The sequence below is a fragment of the Rudaea sp. genome (assembly GCF_057139185.1).
On the sequence record NZ_DBNHDN010000038.1, the window covers coordinates 88,226 to 110,622 of the forward strand.

General features: G+C 62.8%; 13 protein-coding genes and 2 pseudogenes. 9 read left to right on the top strand and 6 right to left on the bottom strand.

The genetic code is table 11. From position 1 onward, the window contains the following. Positions 1 to 45: 45 nt before the first annotated feature. Positions 46 to 3,012, bottom strand: coding sequence for a Tn3 family transposase (locus AC16HO_RS13060; protein WP_484335516.1), 2,967 nt, complete (start codon positions 3,010 to 3,012; stop codon positions 46 to 48). Between the two features lie 301 nt (positions 3,013 to 3,313). Between AC16HO_RS13060 and AC16HO_RS13065 the strand changes: the two genes are divergently transcribed. After that, positions 3,314 to 3,970 (top strand): response regulator, encoded by a 657-nt coding sequence (locus AC16HO_RS13065; protein ID WP_484335517.1) that lies wholly within the window; start codon positions 3,314 to 3,316, stop codon positions 3,968 to 3,970. Positions 3,971 to 4,011: 41 nt separating this feature from the next. Here the strand turns inward: AC16HO_RS13065 and rne are convergent, their stop codons facing one another. Further along, positions 4,012 to 6,885, bottom strand: coding sequence for a ribonuclease E (gene rne, locus AC16HO_RS13070; RefSeq protein WP_484335518.1), 2,874 nt, complete (start codon positions 6,883 to 6,885; stop codon positions 4,012 to 4,014). A gap of 400 nt (positions 6,886 to 7,285) precedes the next feature. Between rne and AC16HO_RS13075 the strand changes: the two genes are divergently transcribed. Continuing rightward, on the top strand, positions 7,286 to 8,308 hold the full coding sequence (locus tag AC16HO_RS13075; protein ID WP_484335519.1) for an RluA family pseudouridine synthase: 1,023 nt from the start codon (positions 7,286 to 7,288) through the stop codon (positions 8,306 to 8,308). A gap of 10 nt (positions 8,309 to 8,318) precedes the next feature. On the opposite strand, the gene AC16HO_RS13080 is transcribed toward AC16HO_RS13075, so the two are convergent. After that, positions 8,319 to 8,672 (bottom strand): 4a-hydroxytetrahydrobiopterin dehydratase, encoded by a 354-nt coding sequence (locus tag AC16HO_RS13080; RefSeq protein ID WP_484335520.1) that lies wholly within the window; start codon positions 8,670 to 8,672, stop codon positions 8,319 to 8,321. Between the two features lie 140 nt (positions 8,673 to 8,812). Here AC16HO_RS13080 and AC16HO_RS13085 point away from each other — a divergent pair, with 140 nt between their 5' ends. Beyond that, a complete protein-coding gene (locus tag AC16HO_RS13085) occupies positions 8,813 to 9,421 on the top strand; it encodes an NfuA family Fe-S biogenesis protein (RefSeq protein ID WP_484335521.1) in 609 nt (202 codons plus the stop codon). Between the two features lie 112 nt (positions 9,422 to 9,533). Here AC16HO_RS13085 and AC16HO_RS13090 read toward each other — a convergent pair whose 3' ends face one another. Then, complete coding sequence (locus AC16HO_RS13090) at positions 9,534 to 9,887, bottom strand: c-type cytochrome (protein WP_484335522.1); 354 nt, start codon at positions 9,885 to 9,887, stop codon at positions 9,534 to 9,536. 23 nt (positions 9,888 to 9,910) lie between these two features. After that, positions 9,911 to 10,258 (bottom strand): c-type cytochrome, encoded by a 348-nt coding sequence (locus tag AC16HO_RS13095; RefSeq protein ID WP_484335523.1) that lies wholly within the window; start codon positions 10,256 to 10,258, stop codon positions 9,911 to 9,913. Between the two features lie 497 nt (positions 10,259 to 10,755). Between AC16HO_RS13095 and AC16HO_RS13100 the strand changes: the two genes are divergently transcribed. From AC16HO_RS13100 to AC16HO_RS13125, 6 genes and pseudogenes are all read left to right on the top strand, one after another. Continuing rightward, positions 10,756 to 11,997, top strand: a complete 1,242-nt coding sequence (locus tag AC16HO_RS13100; protein WP_484335524.1) for an efflux RND transporter periplasmic adaptor subunit — start codon at positions 10,756 to 10,758, stop codon at positions 11,995 to 11,997. 2 nt (positions 11,998 to 11,999) lie between these two features. Continuing rightward, positions 12,000 to 14,588 (top strand): annotated as a pseudogene (locus tag AC16HO_RS13105) (efflux RND transporter permease subunit); the annotation flags it as partial. A 117-nt stretch (positions 14,589 to 14,705) separates the two neighbouring features. Next, a pseudogene (locus AC16HO_RS13110) lies at positions 14,706 to 15,506 on the top strand (efflux RND transporter permease subunit); the annotation flags it as partial. Continuing rightward, complete coding sequence (locus AC16HO_RS13115) at positions 15,503 to 15,664, top strand: hypothetical protein (protein WP_484335525.1); 162 nt, start codon at positions 15,503 to 15,505, stop codon at positions 15,662 to 15,664. The pseudogene AC16HO_RS13110 and the gene AC16HO_RS13115, both read left to right, overlap by 4 nt. Then, on the top strand, positions 15,661 to 18,735 hold the full coding sequence (locus AC16HO_RS13120) for an efflux RND transporter permease subunit (RefSeq protein ID WP_484335526.1): 3,075 nt from the start codon (positions 15,661 to 15,663) through the stop codon (positions 18,733 to 18,735). The genes AC16HO_RS13115 and AC16HO_RS13120 overlap by 4 nt, the downstream gene beginning before the upstream one ends. A 147-nt stretch (positions 18,736 to 18,882) precedes the next feature. Then, positions 18,883 to 21,942 (top strand): efflux RND transporter permease subunit, encoded by a 3,060-nt coding sequence (locus AC16HO_RS13125; RefSeq protein ID WP_484335527.1) that lies wholly within the window; start codon positions 18,883 to 18,885, stop codon positions 21,940 to 21,942. Positions 21,943 to 21,944: 2 nt separating this feature from the next. Here the strand turns inward: AC16HO_RS13125 and AC16HO_RS13130 are convergent, their stop codons facing one another. After that, positions 21,945 to 22,352, bottom strand: a complete 408-nt coding sequence (locus AC16HO_RS13130) for a TfoX/Sxy family protein (protein WP_484335528.1) — start codon at positions 22,350 to 22,352, stop codon at positions 21,945 to 21,947. Between the last annotated feature and the right edge of the window lie 45 nt (positions 22,353 to 22,397).

Here is a 22,397-nt window from a genome sequence, read left to right on the forward strand (position 1 = left end):
TGACAACCGGCCAAACCCTCGCATGCTGTTCGCATGGATTGGGGGCTACCGCCTGATCGGCACCACGCGCGCCGATCCGCCCGATGGAGCTGCGACCAACATGTCCAGATAGCGGCCGAAATTGAACGCCATTGTTCCGCTGAAGTTGATGTGACGAAAATGCGCCGGCCCTATGTGCGCGACCCATTTGTCCTCAATCGGTCGGCGCGTTTTCCGCCAATGCTCGACGGTGTCATTGATCTTGCTAGCGTTCCAGGCCAAGACAAGGTTCGTCAACAGGCCATGTGCGCCGGAGATGGCCACCAGTTCATCCCGTCTCCGGCCGCGTGCCGCAGGAATTCGGCCATCATGGATCACGCGCTGCAATTGATGCACCGACTCGCCGCGGTTGAGAACCGTGTGAACTTCACGACGAAAGTCCGGGTTGCTGAAGTAGTCGCACAGAAACTGGGTTCGCAATAGCCGTCCGAGCTGATCGGCTGCCTTATGCACCCGCGTGCCATGAGAGGCGCTGCCCAGGCGCTCCATGGCGACATTGGCACTCATGCGACCGCTGAAAATCGAGGCCGACCAACGCAGGAGTTCATCCCAGTACTTTCGGATGGGCCTCAAAGAGACGTCGCGCATGACGACCCCGTCCAGTTCAACCGGCGCGTCGATGCTGCGTGGCAAATAAAGTTTCCGCTCTTTCAAGTCTTGCAGGCGTGGGCAAAGATCCAGGCGGGCGCCGAGCTTTGCCATGGTCATGCCGGTGTACGAGTAGCCGTGCGTGTCGACGGCCAATCGCAGCAACTTGTTCGACTCGTTCAACTGGTTGTAACGGACCGCGCCGTGAATGGCGGGGCCCGTCTGACGGGAATTCAGAACAACCGGCTGCGAATAGCCGAGCGCATGGGAATTGAGGACGTGGGTGTAGACGCCCGTTGCAAACGTACGCCGTCGAGGATCGATGCGTGCGTTGAACATGTTCCGGCTAGCATCTAGCGCCATCATGTCGGAGGAAGCAAATTGCCCATCACCCCAGAGTTGAGTTACCGGGATCTTCTTCAAGAAATCCAGCACTCTTTGATTCGCTCGCTCGAGTCGGTGAGGTGCCTCCAGAAAGTGCATCATTCCTGTGACATCGGCTGGGTCTAGACCCGGAATCATGGTCGCCACGGCCTTGGCGTCACGATCGGTGCCTTGCGCCAGCAATGCGCCGTAGTAGGCGATGAGCTCCTGTGGCGAACGTGCTCGCCGACCCAGAACAGCTTCGCTGTGGTTGACTAGAGCGTCCACCTCCACGATGAGATCGGGAAACTGCACGGTCCCGATGTCTTTGAAGATCGCCTGAGAGATCTTCTTCGGCTCGAAATCGAGTTCAAGCGCTTCGAGCTTCGGCAAGCGCAACATGCCGTCATCGTCGATCTCAATCTTCCCTTGGCGGCCCACTTCTGCGAGCGCCTCGATGCCGATCTTCAGCGTTTCCAACAAGGGGTTGAGGAATTCGTTTGCATTCTCCGGCAAGCCCATAACACTGAGATGGCGCGCCCGCTCGCGTTCCCACTCCTCCCGCGGAATGAGCATCTGCTCGAGCTCGCGATACGACATGCTGTGATCGATCCAGATTGAGCCTCGACGCAGCCCTCTGCGGAGCTCCAGCACCGTCGATGCCTCAAGAGCGCGTAACGCGCGCTTGCGATCGGGTCCGTCGATCTCTTCTCGCCATGTATCGCTCACGCTCAATTCCACATCGGGAGGAAGTTCGCTATCGTTGCCCTCGTAGGCGGAGTACAACGTCTCCAACTCTTTGAGCCCTCGGGTGTTGCTCGAACTGCCCTGAAATTGGAGTTCGGACACCGACTTGAGCAATTGCCTGACGCGGCCATCGTCGATCAGCGCATTCCGTGTCATCGCAGCTCGCGTAGCCGGCCCTAGTTCGCCCAGTTCGTTAAGAACGGAGCGAATGTCGTTCAAGCGTTGTGTCGGCGTGCGTGAACCGTCGTCGACCAGCGTTCGTATCGCGAGCAGGCTGCTGCGGTATTCGCCCGACGACGTTGAGCGTTTCTGGACGGCTTTCTCCGCGGCATGCCGATGCAAATCCCATGCGCGGCGAGAGAACTGGTAGACCGTAGCATCCGTCAGTTCGAACAAAGTCACCCGAAGGAAACAAGCGATTTCGAGCAACTGCGTGTCGTCCTTGCGTTTGCGCGTCTCCGACGGCGGGCGTGAGGTGAGCGCCCGCGCGTATGCTTTTTGCCGCGGCAAAGTGATCTTGCTGAAGTCCCATTCGTGTACGTCGAGCTGCTTCAGGTAGCGTATCTTGGCCACAGATTCATCGAGGGTCTTCTTGCCATGGCGTCTGGGTGGCTTCTTGAGCCACTCCAACACGGAGATTCCGGATTCCTGTTTGTCGAATACCGTCTTGTGACAAATGGCCCGCTGCTTGGCCGACAGCGATTTTTTGATCGCCACCACGGCCTGCGCCTCGACCGCCGAAAACGCCTCGCGAGCCAAGTCGCGCAGCGTGCGGTCCGCCGGAATCAGAATCTTCTGGTCATAGAGCCACCGGCTGGCGGACGCGACCAGCTCGTCGATCGATGCCGCTTCGCTAGCTTGAGCTAGCAACATCGTCGACAAGGCTTTCTTGTGCTCGGCGCTCAGTACTTCCAAGCCGAGATGTGCTTTTGCCCATTGCTGATGGTCGTGCAACGTTCTGCCGCGCTTGTAGATCGCACGCAGCGAACCAAAAGAGAACGGCCTGACGCGGAGTTCCTCGCTGAGGTATTTGAGCAGCGCGGCGGGGACGATCTTGACCCCATCGAGCGGGCGACCCGTCGCTCTCATAAAGGCGACCTGGACAGCCAAGCCCACCTGGCGCGTGGCCGCTCCTGGCATATGGTCATTGGCCAGGCGTTCTCGCATGACGTCGATGGTCGCCTGCGGCAGGCGGAAGAAAACGTCAACGTCTAATTCGGAAAGCGCTCGGGGTAGACGATCGACTCCAATGAATCGAGAGTGGAAATTCAACACGCGCAGAACCTCCGGAGGCTTCACCCCGGACTCTACGCACGTCCGGTACGGAGGAAAAGAGTGCGAGCGGATTTTGGCTCGTCAAAATCTGCATGAAATCCGAGCGGCAGCGGCGGAACGCACTATCGCTAAGTTATTGAGTGATAATGGTGTTCTAGGTTTGGCTCGTCACAAATTGCACGAAATCCGAGATCACCCCTTCATGTGATCCCGGCCTCGGTTTCGAGCCGGCACGCCGCCTGCTTGTAAAGTCGTCCGACGCGCAGTACCTTGAGGTCACGGCGCGTCGGGGGAGGGACTCATGATCCGCATCGTGATGGTGGACGACCATGCTTTGGTGCGCGCCGGCCTGCGCATGATCCTCGAGAAGCAGCCCGACATCGAGGTCCTCGGCGAGGCGGACGACGGTGAGGACGGCCTGCAGCTGATCCGCAAGCTCAAGCCCGACCTCGCGCTCGTCGATCTGCACATGCCGAACGTCAACGGCATCGAGGTGACCGAGCGCGTGCGCCGGGGCAAGCTCGCCACGCGCATCGTGATCCTGACCATGGCCAGCGATGCGCCGTTTCCGCGGCGCCTGCTCGAGGCTGGCGCGAGCGGCTACTTGACCAAGGGCTGCCCGGCCGACGAGCTGGTCAAGGCGATCCGCCAGATTGCCGACGGGCGCCGCTATCTGAGCGCCGACGTTGCCCAGCAACTGGCGTTGGGCAATGCCTTCGGCAACGGCGAGTCGCCGTTCGAAGAGCTGTCCACGCGCGAACTCGAAGTCGCCATGATGCTGGCGCAGGGCATGGCCGCCAAACAGATCGGCGATCGCCTGCGGCTCAGCGAAAAAACCGTGGCGACCTACAAGTACCGATTGTTCGAAAAGCTCGCGATAGACAATGTCGTGACCCTGGCACACCTGGCCACCGCACACGGCCTGATGGACAAGCCGCGGCGGGGAGCCGCGCGCTAAAAAAAAGCCCCGCATCGCGGGGCTTTTCATGTGGTTGCGCATCAGGGGGTCGCGGGCGGTTCCGGAGGCGGCTTGCTTTCGGCAGCCGCAACTTCCGACTTCGCCGATTCGGTGCCTGGCCTGGTCGGTGGCACATCGCGCAGCTCGGCGAGGGCGCGCTCGATGTGCACGTGCAGCGGCACCACGTCCTTTACTGCCACGAGATCGTTGAAGTTCGGCGGCGATGCCGGCTGCTGCACTTTCGGAACCGCGGGTGGCTGCGAAACGGCAGCCGCAACCGCGGGCGCCTTCGCGATCGGTGCGAATGGCAGCTCGTTGTTGGTCGGCGATGCAGCGACCGTTGCTGCCGTCATGACGGGCTTCGCTGCGGCAACGGTTTCCACCGGCGGCAGGGAAGGAGCGGGAGCGATCGGCAGTACCTGCTGGGCCGGCTCGGCAGCCGCCACGGCATGCGGTACAACGCCGGCAGCGGCAGGCCGCGATGCTGGAAGCTTCGCCGCGACTGGATTCGGCGCCGCAGCCGTCGAATCTGGCGTATGCGTTGCCACGCTCGCAGCGGCTGCGGTCTCGCCTACGGCCGGTCTGGTCTGCGGCACGACGGACGGAGCATCATCTTCGTCGTCGAAGTCGAGCACGATGTCGCTGCCGGCAACGGCGGCGGCGGACGCGCTGGTTTCGGTTTCGCCCTCACCGCGACGGCGACGGCGGCCACCGCGACGTCCACGGCGACGCGAACGCGTAGCTTCGCCCTCGGCGGAAGGCGCAGCGGCATTCGCTTCGGCGGGCTTCTGCGCAGGGGTTGCCGCTGCGGCTTCCGTCGCGAGCGGAACGATCCGCCTGTCGCTCAATGCTTCGCTCGATGCGACCACCGGCAGCGGGCGTGCTTCGCGCTCGGTCGGCGCAGCCGTCGCGGTGGCCGTCGTCGCGTTGCGTGACGGCGGCGGGGGCGTGGGGCGCTCCTGACGGTTCTTCTGCTGCGGGTTCGGATTCTGCTGTTGCTGGCGGCCGTCGCCGCGTGCCGGGCGGTTGTTGTCCTGACGCTGGTCGCGGCGCGCGTCGCTGCGGCCGCGCTGCTGGCCCTGCTGGCCGCGCTGGGCATCGCTACGACCACGCTGCTGGCGCGAGTCGTTGCCGCGTTGCTCACGCTGGCGCGCGCCGTTCGCAGACTTGCGCTCCTCGGCAACCGGGGCGGGTGCCGGCGCGGGGCTGCCGGCGAACAGCGCAGCGATGCGCGCAAAGAAACCTTTTGACTGCTGCGCGGGTTGTACGGGTACGGCAACCGGGGCAACTGTTTCGACCTCGGCGCGCACCGGCGCGGGATTGGCCGGCACGATGCCGGACACGGCGGGCTTTTCCGGCTCGTCGCCCGGCTTGGCCACCTGCGGCGGCGGCGCGGAAACAACCGGCGTCAGGCGTTCGTAGCTCGGTTTGACATCGCTGCCGAGCTCGTTGCCCTTGATCCGCGTGATCTCGAAGTGCGGGGTTTCGAGTTTGTCGTCGGCGACGACGATGACGGGTACGTCATGACGTTGCTCGATCTCGACCAGATTCTTGCGTTTCTCGTTGAGCAGGAAGTTGGCGATCGCCGGAGGCGCCTGCACCAGCACCTGACCGGTCTTTTCCTTCATCGCCTGTTCTTCGACCAGGCGCAGCACGGACAGCGACAGCGATTCCACGCCGCGGATGCGGCCGTGGCCTTCGCAACGCGGGCACACGATCTGCGTCGATTCACCGAGCGACGGACGCAGGCGCTGGCGCGACATTTCGAGCAGGCCGAAGCGCGAGATGCGGCCGACCTGCACGCGGGCGCGGTCGTAACGCAGTGCGTCCTTGAGCTTCTCCTCGACGTCGCGCTGGTGGCGCGGGTTTTCCATGTCGATGAAGTCGATCACGATGAGGCCGCCGGCGTCACGCAGGCGCAACTGGCGTGCGACTTCGACCGCGGCTTCGAGGTTCGTGTTGAACGCGGTGTCCTCGATGTCCGAGCCCTTGGTCGCCTTCGACGAGTTGACGTCGATCGCGGTCAGCGCTTCGGTCTGGTCGACCACGATCGAGCCGCCGGACGGCAGGCGCACGTTGCGCTCGAACGCGTTCTCGATCTGCGTCTCGATCTGATAACGCGAGAACAGCGGCACCGTTTCCTGATAGAGCTTGAGCTTGCGCAGGTTGTTCGGCATGACCTGCTGCACGAACTCGCGCGCGTCGTTGTACAGCTCGGGGCTGTCGATGAGGATTTCGCCGATGTCGTTGCGCAGGTAGTCGCGCAGCGCGCGGATGATGAGCTTGGATTCCTGATAGATAAGGAATGGGGCAGGGCGGCTCACGCCCGCGTCGGAAATCGCCTTCCACACCTGGAGGAGGTAATCCAGATCCCACTGCAACTCTTCCGCATCGCGGCCGACACCGGCGGTACGGATGATCAGGCCCATCTCGTCGGGCAGGTTGAGTTTGTCGAGTTCTTCCTTGAGATTGGCGCGGTCGTCGCCCTCGATACGGCGCGACACGCCGCCGGCACGCGGGTTGTTCGGCATCAGCACGAGGTAGCGGCCGGCCAGCGAGATGAACGTGGTCAGGGCGGCACCCTTGTTGCCGCGCTCTTCCTTTTCGACCTGGACCAGCAGTTCGGTGCCTTCCTTGAGCAGTTCGCGGATGCCGGCGCGGCTGTGGTCGACGCCCGGCTGGAAATACTCGCGCGAGATTTCCTTCATCGGCAGGAAGCCGTGGCGTTCCGCACCGTATTCGATGAAGCAGGCTTCGAGCGAGGGTTCGACCCGGGTGATGCGGCCTTTGTAGATATTGGCCTTTTTCTGCTCTTTGGAGGGAATCTCGATGTCGAGATCGTAGAGCGACTGGCCATCGACGATAGCCACACGCAACTCTTCACGCTGAGTTGCGTTGATCAACATGCGTTTCATTTTTACATCCTCAACGCGCTCTACCGCTTACGCGTCGCAACGCCTGCGCGCCAACCCGATAACGATGGCAGCGACGGCGTCGCGTCGACCGTGGGCTTGGGTACGCGTCCACGGGAGCGCTTCTTGCCGGCGCGTTTCAATCGCGCCCGGCGTTTAACATAGCCCTTGCTGTACTGCCGCAAACCCCCGACCGTCTTGCCGACTTTCGGGCAATTCTCGACTCGAACGGTTACGATTCCTGCCTGCGGCGAGATGGGCTCCACTGGAGGCCCGCATCCGCGCACGAAGGGCGTAGCTGAACGAGTGCGTCATTGCGGCCGGCATAGCCGACCCAGGACGCGCAATACCCCTCGATTGTATCGAACGACCGGCAAAAAATCCAATTCGGACGCGAACTTCAATGAATCTTGCAAGGCCAGATCGAGCAAAATCCGCACAGGAAAACGAGACGGAAGAAGGCCTTGGCGCGAGTCCGGGCGTGCGTTTCGTTCAGGTTCCGGACGACCGTGACGGCCAGCGCATCGACAATTTCCTGATCGGCCAGCTCAAGGGTGTGCCGAAAAGCCTGATCTACCGAATCATGCGCACCGGTCAGGTGCGGATCAACGGCAAGCGCGCCAAGCAGGGCGTGCGCCTGGCTGCGGGCGATCAGGTGCGCATTCCGCCCGTACGCACGGCCGAGCCGGGCGGCGGGGCAGCGCCGCCGGCCGCGCAGATCGAGCAGATCGAGCGCGCGATCATTTTCGAGGACCGCGAATTTCTCGTCATCGACAAGCCCTCCGGCGTCGCCAGCCACGGCGGCAGCGGTGTCACCTTCGGCGCGATCGAACTGCTGCGCGCGGCGCGGCCGGACGAAACGCTGGAACTCGCGCACCGCCTCGATCGCGACACGAGCGGCGTGCTCGTCTTCGCCAAGAAGCGTTCCGCGCTGACCGGCTTGCAGGCGTTGATCCGCGAGAATCAGACCACCAAGCAATATCTGGCCTTGATCAAGGGTCACACGCACAAGGCGCGCTTCGACGTCAATGCGGCGCTGCGCAAGTCGATCCTGCAGGGCGGCGAGCGCATGGTCCGCGTCGCCGATGACGGCAAGCCGTCGCTGACGCGCTTCCATATCGTCGACATCTACGCCGATGCGAGCATGGCTGAAGTGACGCTGTTCACCGGCCGCACCCACCAGATCCGCGTCCACGCCCAGCACATCGAGCACCCGCTCGCTGGCGATGAGAAATACGGCGAAAAGGGCTTCAACCAGAACATGCGTGGGTTCGGACTCAAGCGCCTGTTCCTGCACGCGGCGCGTTTCGAGTTCGAACTCGACGGCAAGAGCTACAGCTTCTCCGCGCCGCTGGCGCCCGATCTCGCCGCGGTGCTGGATGCTCTGCCGCGCGGAGTATCGAGGAAGGGCAATCTGCGACGTTGATGCCTTCGACTCAGCCGGCCAGGACTTCGGTTTTCGCAGCACAAATGAAGTCATTGCGCGATAACCCGCCGACATCGTGCGTCGAGTAGCGCACGAGCACGCGTCCCCAGCCGAGTTCGAGGTCAGGATGATGGTTTTCGCGTTCGGCGACGTAGCCTAGGGCGTTGACGAAGGCCAGCGCACGGATGAAGTCGGGGAAGCGGAACTCCTTGCGGATGTCAGCCTGCTGCGGGCCGAAACTCCAGTCGGGCAGCGCGGTGAGCCACGCCTGAGCCTGTGCGAGCGGCACGGCATGTTCGCGGCCTTTGAGCGGCAGGCATTCTTCCGTGGCGAGTTGGGCGAGGGTCGTCGATGGGTCGGACATGAGGATGACGCTTTCGGAATTTGATTCCGCCATTGCATCACCAAAGCGCGCAACTTGCCACCCGCAACGCCCCCATCAGTTGGCGCTGCGCGCGAATGAGGACTATACTGGTACTGATTCCACCTGCCTTGGCAACAAACATGATCGGCCTTTCCGACAGCGCGAAGAACTATTTCCGCCACCTGCTTGCGCAACAGGACATCGACAACCTCGGCATCCGCATGAAGGCGGTCCATGCCGGCACGCCAAAGGCGGATTGCGTGCTCGAGTATGTGGAAAGCGCCGATCTGGCCGGTGACGAAACGCGTATTGATTGCGAGGGCTTCAACGTCTACGTCGAGGCGGCCAGCGTGGACTGGCTGCGCGATGCCGAGGTCGACTATCAGGTCAGCGCGACCGGCGGCCAGCTGACGATACGCGCACCGCGCATCAAGGGCAGTGTTCCGGGTGAAGACGCGCCGCTGGCCAACCGCGTGCAATACGTGCTCGACAGCGAAATCAATCCGCAGATCGCCGCACACGGCGGCCGCGTGCGTCTCGTCGAAGCCGATGCGGACGGTGTCGTGTTGTTGCAGTTCGGTGGTGGCTGCCACGGCTGCGGCATGGCCGATGTAACCTTGAAGCAAGGCATCGAGAAGACCCTGCGCGGCCATTTCCCGGAAATCACCGCGGTGCGCGACGCGACCGATCACGCCAGCGGCAGCAATCCGTACTTCCGCGGGAAGAGCGGCGCCAGCGCTGTGGGCTGATGTTGCTGTCCGTCATTTCCGCATGCGCTGGATGACCAGCCCTTTGCCCGTTGCAAGCCTCGCTTTCGCGAGATAGACGAGCCGAGGATCGAACGCCAATCAGGACGGAAGATCAGTTGCCTTGCTCGTGCCTGGCCAGGTCGTCGAGCTTGCCCGGCATCGCGGCGAAGTAGCGTGCGAGCGCGTCGATCTCGGCCTCGCTCAGCGGCGCGGCCATGCCGGCCATGATCGGGTTCTTGCGCTCGCCGGACTTGTACTCGTGCAGCGCGCGCGCCAGGTAGTCGTGGTACTGGCCGGCGAGACGCGGATACTGGCTCTGCGCGGGCGTATCGGAATTGCCGTCGGCGCCGTGGCAGGCGGCGCAGGTCGCGGCTTTTTCCTTCACCTTCTCAAGCGGAATCGTTTCGGCATGGGCGACGCCGCAGGCGAGACCACAAACGGAAAGCAGGGCAATGGCGAATTTCATGGCGTGTCGGTTTCCGTTTCTGCTTATTTGGCGGTGATGCTGGAAAGGTAGGTCGCGATGTCCTTGATGTCCTGTTCGGACAGACTCTCGCCCTGTGCACGCATGGTGGGATGGCTGCGCTGGCCAGTCTTGTACTCGGTCAAGGCGGCGACGAGATAGTCGTAGTTCTGGCCGCCGATGCGCGGCACGTGGTAGTTCGGATACGCATTCGTGTAGCCGGTCACCCCGTGGCAGCCACCGCAGGTGTAGACGAGCGCCTTGCCGGCTTTGGCATCGCCCTTCGGCGCGACAACCGCATCGGTGGCGAAAGCGGGCGCAGCGAGGGCTGCGGTCAGGGCAATCAGGGCGCAGGCAAGCTTCGTTCTCGTCATGTTCTCGGGGCCGGCAACGGTTGAAGAAATGGGCGCGAGAGTATAACAACCCCCGCGCACTTACTTCTAGCGACCCGTGGCCAGCCCGCGCCGGTTCGCCGTACTGCGGCTGGAATGACATGGTTGGCCATCGCCGGCACAGGCCGGAGACCGCCCGCCCGTGAGGTATACATGTGGATTTTTCCGTATCCATGGGCATCGCAGGCAGCCATGACCGGCAATTTCGTCACGCTCTGAACCAACACGCTGCCACGCCGGCGCGCATGACTATTGGCGCTTACGCTTGCAACTTTTTGTAGCGAAAATGCATCCATTGGACTGGGGTCAGGGGAGGGATGCAGGCGGGTACTTGATTGATCGAACGCACACGAGCCGGAACACATGGCGCCGCACGATCATGACTTCTGGGGGATGGTCAGTGAACGGTGATGTAGTCTAGTATAACACCATAGCGATAATGCCTCCCTTCTCCAACGCTCCCGGCGCTTTCCAACTCCATGAAAATAAACAAGAACATCGCGAATTCGAGTGTGATTCTCATTTGCACCGGTTTGGTCTCGCTGTTGCTTTCCGCCTGCAGCGGCGGCAGCCCGGCCCAGGCCAAGGAAAGCAAGGACGCCAAGGCGGAGGTCGTCAACGCTGTGCCGGTCGAGGTCGCCAGGGCGACGCGCGCCGAGATCGCGGCCAGCTACAACGGCACTGCGACGCTGACTGCCGACCACGAGGCCCAGGTCGCGGCGAAAACCTCGGGCGTGCTGGTCAAGCTGTTTGTCGAAGAAGGCCAGAGCGTGAAGGCGGGGCAGGTGCTCGCCCAGCTCGAGCAGGAGACCGCACGTGCCAAGCTGGCCCAGGCCGAGGCACAGATGCGCAAGGCCGATGCCAGCTTCAACTACAGCGAGAAGGCGATCCAGAAGCAGCTCATTCCGCAGCGCGACTTCGACCAGGCCAAGTACGACATGCAGAACCTGCGCGCGGCCCGCGAGGAAGCGGCGCTGAACCTGCAGTTCACGACCATCACGGCACCGGTCGACGGCGTCATCGCCGAGCGTTCGGTCAAGCTCGGCAACCTGATCCAGACCAATCAGAGCCTGTTCCGCATCGTCGGCATGGATCCGCTGCAGGCAGTGCTCAACGTCCCCGAGCGCCAGCTCGGTATCCTCAAGGCGGGCCAGCAGGTCACGCTCGAAGCCGACGCCCTGCCCGGACAGAAGTTCGGCGGCAGCATCCTGCGTATCGCGCCCGTGGTCGATTCGAACAGCGGCACCTTCCGCGTGACCTGCGAGTTCCACGACAAGAGCGGCACCCTCAAGCCGGGTATGTTCGGCCGCATCGGTATCGTCTACGACCAGCGCGCCGACGCGTTGACAGTGCCGCGCTCCGCGCTCGTCGAGGAAGACGGTGAGACCGCCGTGTTCGTCGTCGACAAAGCCACCGACAAGGCCACCGACGACACGAAGGACGGCTCGAAGAAGGACGCGGCGAAGAAGGATGCCAAGTTGGCCGATGCGAACAAGGGCGACGTGAAGCCCGCTGCGCCGGGCCTGGTCGCACGCCGCAAGCTGGTCAAGGTCGGCTATACCGAGGGCGACAAGGTCGAGATCCGCTCCGGGATCGACGCCGGCACGCAGGTGATCACGGTCGGCCGTAACGCCGTGCGTGACGGTACCGCCGTGCAGGTGCTCAACGGCGACAAGGACAAGCAGCTCGCGCAGAAGTCGGCAGACGAGAAGAAGGGCTGAGCATGAACATCGTCGAACTCGCAACCCGACGGCGCGTCACCGTCGGCATGGTGACGCTCACCTTCGTTTTGTTCGGCCTGATTGCATTGACGGGACTCAAGGTCAATCTGCTGCCGGACCTGACCTATCCGACGTTGACCGTACGCACCGAGTACGAGGGCGCCGCACCGCTGGAAATCGAGAACCTGATTTCGCAGCCGGTCGAGGAAGCGATCGGCGTGGTCAAGAACCTGCGCAAGATCCATTCGGTATCGCGCACCGGTCAGTCCGACGTGATCCTCGAATTCGCCTGGGGCACGAACATGGACCAGGCCGGCCTCGACGTGCGCGACAAGCTCGACACGTTGCAGTTGCCGCTCGACGCGAAGAAGCCGGTGCTGTTGCGCTTCAATCCGTCGACCGATCCGATCATGCGTTTGTCGTTGTCGCAGGGAACGGGGAACAGGGAACAGGGAGCGGGAAAAGCGGATGCGAAGCCCGCGACTGCCGAGGTCAATGAAGCGCAGTTGAAGCAGCTGCGCCGCTTCGCCGACGATGAGTTGAAGAAACGCCTGGAACCGACCGCGGGTGTCGCGGCGGTCAAGGTCGGCGGCGGTCTCGAAGATCAGGTCGACGTCGACATCGACCAGCAGAAGCTGCGCCAGCTCAACCTCAATATCGCCGACGTGACCAAGCGTCTGACCGATGAAAACGTCAACGTCTCCGGTGGTCGCATCGAGAACGGCTCGCAGCGCTATCTCGTGCGCACGGTCAACCAGTTCACCAACCTCGACGAGATGCGCAACCTGCTGATCAAGGTCGACAACGGTGTGCCGGTGCGGCTCAAGGACATCGCCGACGTCAAGCAGGGATTCAAGGAACGCGAAGGCATCGTGCGCGTCGACGGCCATGAGGCGATCGAGCTGGCGATCTACAAGGAAGGCGACGCGAATACGGTCAGCGTCGCCGCCGCGGTGAAGAAAGGCCTGGCCAAACTCAAGGACATCCTGCCGCCGAACGCGAAGCTCGACACGATCGACGACCAGTCGATCTTCATCCAATCCTCGCTCGACGACGTGCGCAACGACGCGGTCATCGGCGGCGTGCTCGCGATCCTCATCATCTTCTTTTTCCTCGCCGATTCGTGGAGCACGTTCATCATTTCGCTGAGCCTGCCGATCTCGCTGATCACCACGTTTTTCTTCATGGGTCAGGCGAACGTGAGCCTCAACGTGATGTCGCTCGGAGGCCTCGCGCTGGCAACCGGCATGGTGGTCGACGACTCGATCGTGGTGCTCGAGAACATCGCGCGCATGCGCGAGCACGGTGCGAGCATTCTCGAAGCGTCGGTGAAGGGCGCCAAGGAAGTGTCGATGGCGGTGATCGCCTCGACCCTGACCACGGTCGCGGTGTTCTTCCCGCTGGTCTTCGTGCAGGGCGTCGGCGGGCAGTTGTTCCGCGACCAGGCGCTGACGGTGACTTTCGCCATGCTGATTTCGCTGGTCGTCGCGATGACCCTGATTCCGATGCTGGCTTCGCTCAAGGGTCGCGCGCCGCTCGCGTACAGGGAAGAAGAGCCGTCACCGGGATGGCAGCCGACGAGCCGGCCCGGCCGCACGGTGAAGAAAATCGTCACGCCGATATCGAAACTGTTCTTCCAGCGGATTCCGCGCCTGATCGCGACTATCGCGTTCGTCGTGTCCGGCGTGATCGGCAAGGTCGTCGGCAAAGTGCTGCGCGCGATAGGGCGCTTCGTGATGATACCGTACAACGCGGCCGCGCGTTCCTACCACGCACTTCTGCCGCAGGCGCTTGCCCACCCTGTTCTCGTGCTCGGATTCGCGGCACTGGCTTTCATCGCGAGCCTGCTCGTGATCCCGACGCTCGGCATGGACCTGATTCCGCAGCTTGCCCAGGGCCGCTTCGAGATGACGGTGAAGCTGCCCCCCGGCACCGCACTGAACGACACCGACGCATTGGTGAAGGAGCTGGAAACCGCCAACGCAAAGGATCCGAACATCGAGCTGATCTACGGCGTCAGCGGCACCGGCACGCGCCTCGATGCGACACCGACCGAATCGGGCGAGAACATCGCGCGCCTCCTCGTCGTGCTCAAGCACGGTGCCGGCGAGAAGGGCGAGCGCGCGGCGACTGACGCACTGCGCGCAAGCATGAAGACCCATCCGGGCGCCGAGGTGAAGTTCTCGCGACCGCAACTTTTCAGCTTTGCCACACCGCTGGAAATCGAGCTGCGCGGCTACGACCTCGCTTCGCTCGAAAAAGCCGGCAAGAAACTGACCAATCTGATGAATGCCTCGGATCGCTTCGCCGACGTGAAGTCGACCGTGGAAGGCGGCTATCCCGAGATCCAGATCCGTTTCGACCAGGACCGCGCCGCCGCGTTCGGACTGACCACGAAACAGATTGCCGATCAGGTGGTCAACAAGGTCAAGGGCTCGGTGGCGACGCGCTACAGCTTCCGCGACCGCAAGATCGACGTACTCGTGCGCGCGCAGGAGAACCAGCGTGGCTCGGTCGACGACATCCGCAACCTGATCGTCGGTTTTGCGCAGAGCGGTACGGCGAGCACGAGTGCGAGCAACTCGGGTAGTGGTTCGACGAGCGCCATGGGCAGTTCCGGCGCGGCGTCCACGGTGAGTTCGTCTGGCGGCGCTTCGACCGGCACGAACTCGAATTCGCAATCCACGACAACGAATAGCGCCGCGGCGGGCACACCGATCCGCCTGTCCGCGGTCGCCGACGTCGTCTCGACAATCGGCCCGAGCGAAATCCATCGCATCAGCCAGGAACGCGTCGCGATCGTCTCGGCCAATCTGCATTACGGCGACCTCGGCACAGCCGTCGCCGAAGTACGCAAGCTGATCCGCGACAATCCGCTCGCCGCGGGCGTGACCGCGCATATCGGCGGCCAGAGCGAGGAGCTCGACGCGTCGACCAACTCGTTGATTTTCGCACTCGTGCTCGCGATCTTCCTCGTCTACCTGGTGATGGCCTCGCAGTTCGAGTCGTTGCTGCATCCGTTCGTCATCATGTTCTCGATCCCGCTCGCGCTGGTCGGCGCGGTGCTCGCGCTGAAACTGACGTTCACGCCGCTCAGCGTGGTCGTGTTCATCGGCCTGATCATGCTCGCCGGCATCGTGGTGAAGAACGCCATCGTGCTGATCGATCGCGTCAACCAGTTGCGCGAGGAAGGCGTGGCCAAGGTCGATGCGCTCACCCAAGCCGCCGAGTCGCGCCTGCGCCCGATCACGATGACGACGCTGTGCACGCTGATCGGCTTCCTGCCGCTGGCGATCGGCCTCGGCGACGGCTCGGAAGTGCGTGCACCGATGGCGATCACCGTGATCGGCGGCCTGGCCATCTCGACATTGCTGACCTTGGTGGTGATCCCGGTCGTGTACACGTTGCTCGACCGCCGCAGCGATGCGGTGTATCGCGAACGCGGCGAGCGCAAGGCGAGGGCGGTGCTTGACGATGCTGCGGTCGCACCGCACGGAGCGACGCCGTGAAGAAAAAAGCGTTTAACGCAGATCAGAGCGGATCAACGCAGATAAACGCGGATAAAGCATTTTTAGGATTTTGCTCTATCAGATTTTTGGCTAAAAAAAATCTGCTCTTATCTGCGTTGGTTGCTCTTTCTTTTGCACGTGTAGGGGAGCGCACATGACCCTTGCCGAATTGAGTCTCAAGCGCCCGGTCACCGCGATCATGCTGTTCGTGTCGATGACCGTGATCGGCCTGATCGCCGCGTTCCGCCTGCCGCTGGAATCGATGCCCGACATCCAGTTTCCGTTCATGGTGGTCGATCTGCCATACCAGGGTTCGACCCCGAGCGAGGTCGAGCGCACGGTGACACGCCCGGTCGAGGAAGCGCTGTCGACGCTGACCGGCATCCAGCGCATGGATTCTTTGACGCGTGCGGACGGCGTGCAGATCCAGATGCAATTCAAGTGGGGTCAGGACACCGCGGTGAAGGCGGTCGAGGCACGCGGCAAGATCGATGCCATCCGCGCCGACCTGCCGAGCGACCTGTTGCGCTACAACGTGTTCAAGTTCGCCTCAAACGACCGGCCGGTGCTGCAGTTGCGCATTTCGTCCGAACGCGATCTGACCAATGCCTACGAATTGCTCGACCGCGCGCTGAAGCGGCCGCTCGAGCGCCTGCCCGGCGTGGCGCGCGTGCAGATCGAGGGCGTTGCCCAGCGCGAAGTGCGCATCGAGATCGACGCCGACCGCCTGACCGCTGCCGGCGTCGGCCTCAACGATCTGTATCAGCGACTCAACACGGCCAACTTCTCCGCGTCGGGCGGTCTGGTCAGGGACGGCGCGCTGCGCTATCACGTACAGCCGGTCGGCGAATGGCGCAGCATCGAGGAAATCCGCGATCTTGCTATCAACGACAAGGGTCTGAAGCTTTCCGACATCGCCAACGTCGAGGTGATGCCCGCGCGCCTCACCTATGCGCGCCACCTCGACCAGCGTCCAGCGGTGGCCGTGGAAATCTCCAAGGAGCGCAGCGCCAACCTGGTCGACGTGGGGCGTCGCGTCATGGCCGAGGTCGATCGCATCCGCGAACAGCCGGAGATGCGCGGCATCCAGATCTATGCACTCGGCAATCAGGCCAAAAATGTCACCGAAAGTCTGCGTCAGCTTGGCCAGGCGGGGCTCGAAGGCACGTTGCTGTCGATTCTGGTGCTGTTCTTCTTCCTGCGCGATTGGCCGTCGACGCTGATGGTGTCGCTCGCGATCCCGATCTGTTTCGTCATCACGATGGGCTGCATGCAGTTCTTCGGCATGACCCTCAACATCCTGTCGATGATGGGCTTGCTGCTCGCGGTCGGCATGCTCGTCGACAACGCGGTGGTCGTCGTCGAAAGCATCTACCACTACCGCGAAAAACACCCGGACAAGCCGTGGTACTGCGCGGTGCAGGGCACCCAGGTCGTCGGCATAGCGATCGCCGCCGGCACGCTCGCCAGCGTGATCGTATTCCTGCCGATGGTGTTCGGCGAGAAGGATGACATCAGCGTGTTCCTGACCCAGGTTGCGGTGGCGATGGCGATTGCGCATCTGGCATCCTGGCTGGTCGCGGTCAGCCTCGTGCCGATGCTGTCGGCGAAGCTGCCGCCGCCGAAGTTCATCGGCCGCAAGACGCTGGTCACGCGCATGCAGAGTGCCTACGGCGGTTTCGTCGCACGTACGCTGCGCCACCGCCGCTGGACCATGCTCTGGCTGCTCGGCCTGCTCCTGGTCAGCATCGTTCTGCCGGCCGCGCACACGAAGATGGACATGTTTCCGAGCGGCGATCGCGACCAGCTTTTCCTCGGCTATCGCCTCAACGCGATGTATCCGCTGGCCGAGTTGAAGCGGTCCGTCGACACGGTCGAGAAGTACCTTGACGCGCATCGTGCCGAATTCCACATCAAGAACATCTACAGCCGCTACGCCGAGGACGGCAACGACACCTTCACCACGATCCTGTTCAAGGAAGACGAACGCGACCAGGTCGACACCAAGGCGATCATGGAGAAGATCCGCAAGGAAGGGCCGAGGGTCCCGATCGGCGACATCGTGTTCGACTTCAACGGCAACGGCGGCAACGACAACAGCATCCAGTTCAGCCTCAACGGTGACTCGGGGCAGGTGCTGCGCGAACTGTCGGCAACGGTGATTCCGATCATCAAGTCGCTGCCGAGCCTGCGCGACGTGCGCGCCGACCAGGACAGCGGCAACCGCGAACTCGCGATTCATGTCGACCGCGAGAAGGCACGATCCTACGGATTCTCGGCCAGCGATGTGGCGCAGTACATTTCGGTGGCGCTGCGCGGCGGCCAGCTCAAGGACTACCACAGCGGCCAGGACCAATTGCAGGTATGGATGCGCTTCCGCGGCGCGGATGCGCGCGACCTCGACAGCCTCTCCGACTACAAGTTGCGCCGCGCCGACGGCACCCAGATTCCACTCATGTCAATGGTGCAGGTATCGACCAACAATGCCTCGTCGGTGATCGAGCGCAGCAACCGGCAAACCTCGTTGTCGATCAAGGCCAACCTCGCCGACGGCAAGACCGCGAACGATGCGCGCGCCGAGATCGAGAACGTGATGAACAAGGTGCAGCTACCGCCCGGCTATCGCTGGAGCTTCGGCCAGAACTTCGACCGCGACGACAACGCGGCGGCAAAGATGATGCTCAATCTCGTGCTCGCCCTCGTGCTGGTGTACGTGGTCATGTGCGCGATGTTCGAGTCGCTGATCTATCCGGCCGCAATCCTGACCACGTTCATCTTCTCGATCTTCGGCGTGTTCTGGTTGTTCTGGATCACCGGCACGACGTTCTCGATCATGGCCTTCATCGGCGTGCTGATCCTGATGGGTGTCGTCGTCAACAATGGCATCGTCATGATCGTGCACATCAACCAGCTGCGCCACGAGGGAATGGATCGCGTCGACGCGCTTATCCAGGGCGCGAAGGACCGCCTGCGCCCGATCCTGATGACGATGGGTACGGCCATTCTCGGCATGGTGCCGCTGTGCATCAGCCGCACCGGCATCGGCGGTGACGGCCCGCCGTACTACCCGATGGCGCGTGCGATCACAGGTGGTCTGATCTTTTCGACGATCGTCAGCCTGCTCGTGTTGCCGGTAATCTATTCGCTGCTCGACGATGCGAGTCTTTGGGCCAAGCGCGTGCTACGAGATGCGCGCGCGCGTCGCGGGCGGGATTTGCGCGCCGCCTGAAATCCAAAGCAATGGACATGGATTTCATGGATCAAGAACGATGAACACGGATAGAGGGAAAGGTAATTGCCGTCTTGTCCGCGTCGATACTTTTGATGATCCGCGTTTATCCGTGTTATTGGCTCTAGTTGCCCATGGAATCCATGTATGACGCTGGCGGAACTCAGCCTGAAACGGCCGGTCACCGCGATCATGGTCTTCGTCTCGATGACCGTGATCGGCCTGATCGCGGCGTTCCGCCTGCCGCTCGAGGCGATGCCCGACGTCCAGTTTCCTTTCATGTTCGTCGACCTGCCGTACCCCGGTTCGACGCCGGGCGAGGTCGAGCGCACGATCACGCGACCGGTCGAAGACGCGTTGTCGACGCTGACCGGCATCAAGAACATGAATTCGAATTCGCCGCCGGAAGGCGCGCAGATCTTCATCGAGTTCAAATGGGGCCAGGACGCCGCGGTCAAGGCAGTCGAAGCGCGCGGCAAGATCGACGCGATCCGCGACCAGTTGCCCAGCGACCTGAAGCGCTACTCAGTGGAAAAATTCGGCACCGGCGATCACCCCGTACTCGGCATGTTGATCTCCTCCGAACGCAACCTGACCAACGCCTACGACCTGCTCGACCACAAACTCAAGCGTCCGCTGGAACGCCTGCCCGGCGTAGCGCGCGTGCAGTTGCAGGGCGTCTCGCAGCGTGAAGTGCAGATCGAGATTTCAGCCGAGCGACTCGCCGCTGCCGGGATCAGCCTCGACGAGCTGTACAAGAAACTTTCGACCGCGAATTTTTCCGCCTCGGGTGGCCTGATCAAGGACGGCGATCTGCGCTATCACGTGCAGCCGGCCGGCGAGTGGCGCAGCATCGACGACATCCGCCTGCTCGCGATCAACGAGCGCGGCCTCAAGCTCAGCGACATCGCCGACATCTCGTTCAAACCGGCGCGCGCGGACTACGAACTGCACCTCGATACGCGTCCGGCCGTGATCCTGCGCGTGTACAAGGAGCGCGCGGCCAACCTCGTCGACGTTGGCCGCCGCGTCTGGGACGAGATCGACCGCATCAAGCAATCCGGCCAGATCGATGATCTGCAACTGGTCGCGTTCAACGACCAGGCCGCCGGTGTAACCGACAGTCTGAAGCAGCTCGGCAAGGCCGGGCTGGAAGGCACGTTGCTGTCAGTGCTCGTGCTGTTTTTCTTCCTGCGCGACTGGCCGTCGACACTGATGGTGTCGCTCGCGATCCCGATCTGCTTTGTCATCACCCTGGGCTGCATGCAGATGTTCGGCATCAGCCTCAACATCCTGTCGATGATGGGTCTGCTGCTCGCTGTCGGCATGCTCGTCGACAACGCCGTGGTCGTTGTCGAGAGCATCTACCAGTATCGTGAGCACCATCCGGACAAGCCGTGGTACTGCGCGGTGCAGGGTACGCAGATCGTCGGCATCGCGATCGCTGCGGGTACGCTTGCCAGCATCATCGTGTTCCTGCCGATGGTGCTGCGCGAGAAGAACGGCATGAGCATCTTCCTGACCCAGGTCGCGGTGGCGATGGCGATCGCGCATCTGGCTTCGTGGCTGGTCGCGGTCAGCCTCGTGCCGATGCTGTCGGCGAAATTGCCGCCGCCGAAATTCATCGGCCGCAAGACCGTGATCACGACTGCGCAGGAGCGCTACGGCCGTTTCATCGAGAAGACGCTGGCGCATCGACGCTGGACCATGCTCGGCCTGCTGGCGCTGCTGCTCGCGAGCTTCGTGCCGATCAGCCAGACCAAGGTCAACATGAATGGCGGCGGCCCGTCGAAGTGGATCTTCTTCCAGATGAATCTCAATGGTTTGTATCCATTGGCGCAGATGCGCACGAGCTACGCGACGCTGGAGAGCTGGCTCGAGCAGCATCGCGAGGAATTTCATCTGAAGAACGTCTATGTCTTCTACAACGAGCAGGGCGACAGCGAGATGGCGGCCTTCCTCGACGACGACGCGCCCGACAAGGCGCAGATCGTCGAAATGATCCGCAAGGGCATGCCCAAGGTGCCGATCGGCGAAGTCGTGGTCGGCTTCGAGGGCGGTGGCGGCAGCAGCAGCCAGCAGCCAAGCGTGGGCATCAATCTGACCGGCGACTCCGGCGCGCAGCTGCGCGAGCTGGCGAGCAACGTCATTCCGATCCTGAGCAGCCTGCCGAGCCTGCGTGACGTGCGCGCACAGCAGAACAGCAGCAACCGCGAAATCGCCGTGCACGTCGATGGACAGAAGGCCAAGGCGATGGGCTTCTCGGCAAGCGACATCGCGCAGTACATCGGCATCGCGCTGCGCGGCTTCCGTCTCAAGGACTACCACGGCGGCGAAGGCCAGGTGCCGGTCTGGCTGCGCTTTTCCGGTGGTGACACGCAGAGCCTGGACAATCTCTCGGACTACATGCTGCGCCGTGCCGATGGCACCCAGGTGCCGCTGATGTCGATGATCGATGTCGACGCGCGAAACGCCGCCGCGACGATCCAGCGCCGCAACCGGCAGACCAGTTTCGCCATCGTCGCCAACTTCGTCGAAGGCAAGACTCCGGACGATGCACGACGAGACATCCAGGCCGCGATGGGCAAGATGGAACTGCCGCCAGGCTACAAATGGAGCTTCGGTGAGAACTTCGATCGCGACGACGAAGCCGGCAGCACGATGCTGTTCAACACGCTGATCGCGCTCGTGCTCGTCTACGTCGTCATGTGCGCGATGTTCGAGTCGCTGATCTACCCGGCGGCGATCCTGACCACGTTCGTATTCTCGATCTTCGGCGTGTTCTGGCTGTTCTGGATCACCGGCACGACGTTTTCGATCATGGCCTCGATCGGCGTGCTGATCCTGATGGGCGTGGTCGTCAACAACGGCATCGTCATGATCGTGCACATCAACCAGTTGCGCCACGACGGCATGGACCGGCGCCAAGCGCTGATCCAGGGTGCGCGCGACCGGCTGCGCCCGATCCTGATGACCATGGGCACGGCGATCCTGGGCATGCTGCCGCTGTGCCTGGGCGACGCGGCGATCGGCGGCGACGGCCCTCCGTACTATCCGATGGCGCGCGCGATCGCCGGCGGCCTGATCTTCTCGACCATCGTCAGCCTGCTTGTGCTGCCGACGATATATTCGCTGCTCGATGACGCGAGCCTGTGGGCCAAGCGCGTGCTGCGCGAGGTGCGTACGCGGCGCCAGCTCGCGACGTAGTGTTATTTTTTCGGCAGCGTCGCGACGAAAGTGCGCGCGATGCCGACGCAGGCGCGGACGGCTCCGTCGGAAGCACCGGGAGGATCGAGGTAAGCGTAGCCCTCCATCGTCCGCCCGCGCATCACCATCGGCCGCGAGTTCGGCCAGGCCAGCACCTCGGGTTGACGGTCCTTGCCGCTGCGAACGAGCAGGCCGCGCCTGGATGCCGCAACGACGAGGTTGCCGTTGAGCATGAAGCCGATGCCGCCGAACATCTTCTTTTCGCCGAGACTGCCGGACTCGCCGAGAGCGGCACGCACGCGCACGGCGAGTTCCTCGGCGAATTTGTTCGCGCGGCCGCCTGCGGGTTGCGCCTTGCGAGGCGGCGTCGGCGACCGCTTCTTCGACGGTGTTTTCGTGCGTTGCTGCATGGACTCGAGCCCCGTGGTACGAACGAACCACGAAGATACACCCGC

What these genes read in the sequence shown, in the direction of transcription:
- AC16HO_RS13090 (WP_484335522.1), bottom strand. Translation starts at nt 9,887, where the DNA reads ATGAAATTCGCCATTGCCCTGCTTTCCGTTTGTGGTCTCGCCTGCGGC.
- AC16HO_RS13080 (WP_484335520.1), bottom strand. Translation starts at nt 8,672, where the DNA reads ATGTCCGACCCATCGACGACCCTCGCCCAACTCGCCACGGAAGAATGC.
- rne (WP_484335518.1), bottom strand. Translation starts at nt 6,885, where the DNA reads ATGAAACGCATGTTGATCAACGCAACTCAGCGTGAAGAGTTGCGTGTG.
- AC16HO_RS13100 (WP_484335524.1), top strand. Translation starts at nt 10,756, where the DNA reads ATGAAAATAAACAAGAACATCGCGAATTCGAGTGTGATTCTCATTTGC.
- AC16HO_RS13130 (WP_484335528.1), bottom strand. Translation starts at nt 22,352, where the DNA reads ATGCAGCAACGCACGAAAACACCGTCGAAGAAGCGGTCGCCGACGCCG.
- AC16HO_RS13065 (WP_484335517.1), top strand. Translation starts at nt 3,314, where the DNA reads ATGATCCGCATCGTGATGGTGGACGACCATGCTTTGGTGCGCGCCGGC.
- AC16HO_RS13125 (WP_484335527.1), top strand. Translation starts at nt 18,883, where the DNA reads ATGACGCTGGCGGAACTCAGCCTGAAACGGCCGGTCACCGCGATCATG.
- AC16HO_RS13120 (WP_484335526.1), top strand. Translation starts at nt 15,661, where the DNA reads ATGACCCTTGCCGAATTGAGTCTCAAGCGCCCGGTCACCGCGATCATG.
- AC16HO_RS13085 (WP_484335521.1), top strand. Translation starts at nt 8,813, where the DNA reads ATGATCGGCCTTTCCGACAGCGCGAAGAACTATTTCCGCCACCTGCTT.
- AC16HO_RS13095 (WP_484335523.1), bottom strand. Translation starts at nt 10,258, where the DNA reads ATGACGAGAACGAAGCTTGCCTGCGCCCTGATTGCCCTGACCGCAGCC.
- AC16HO_RS13075 (WP_484335519.1), top strand. Translation starts at nt 7,286, where the DNA reads ATGAATCTTGCAAGGCCAGATCGAGCAAAATCCGCACAGGAAAACGAG.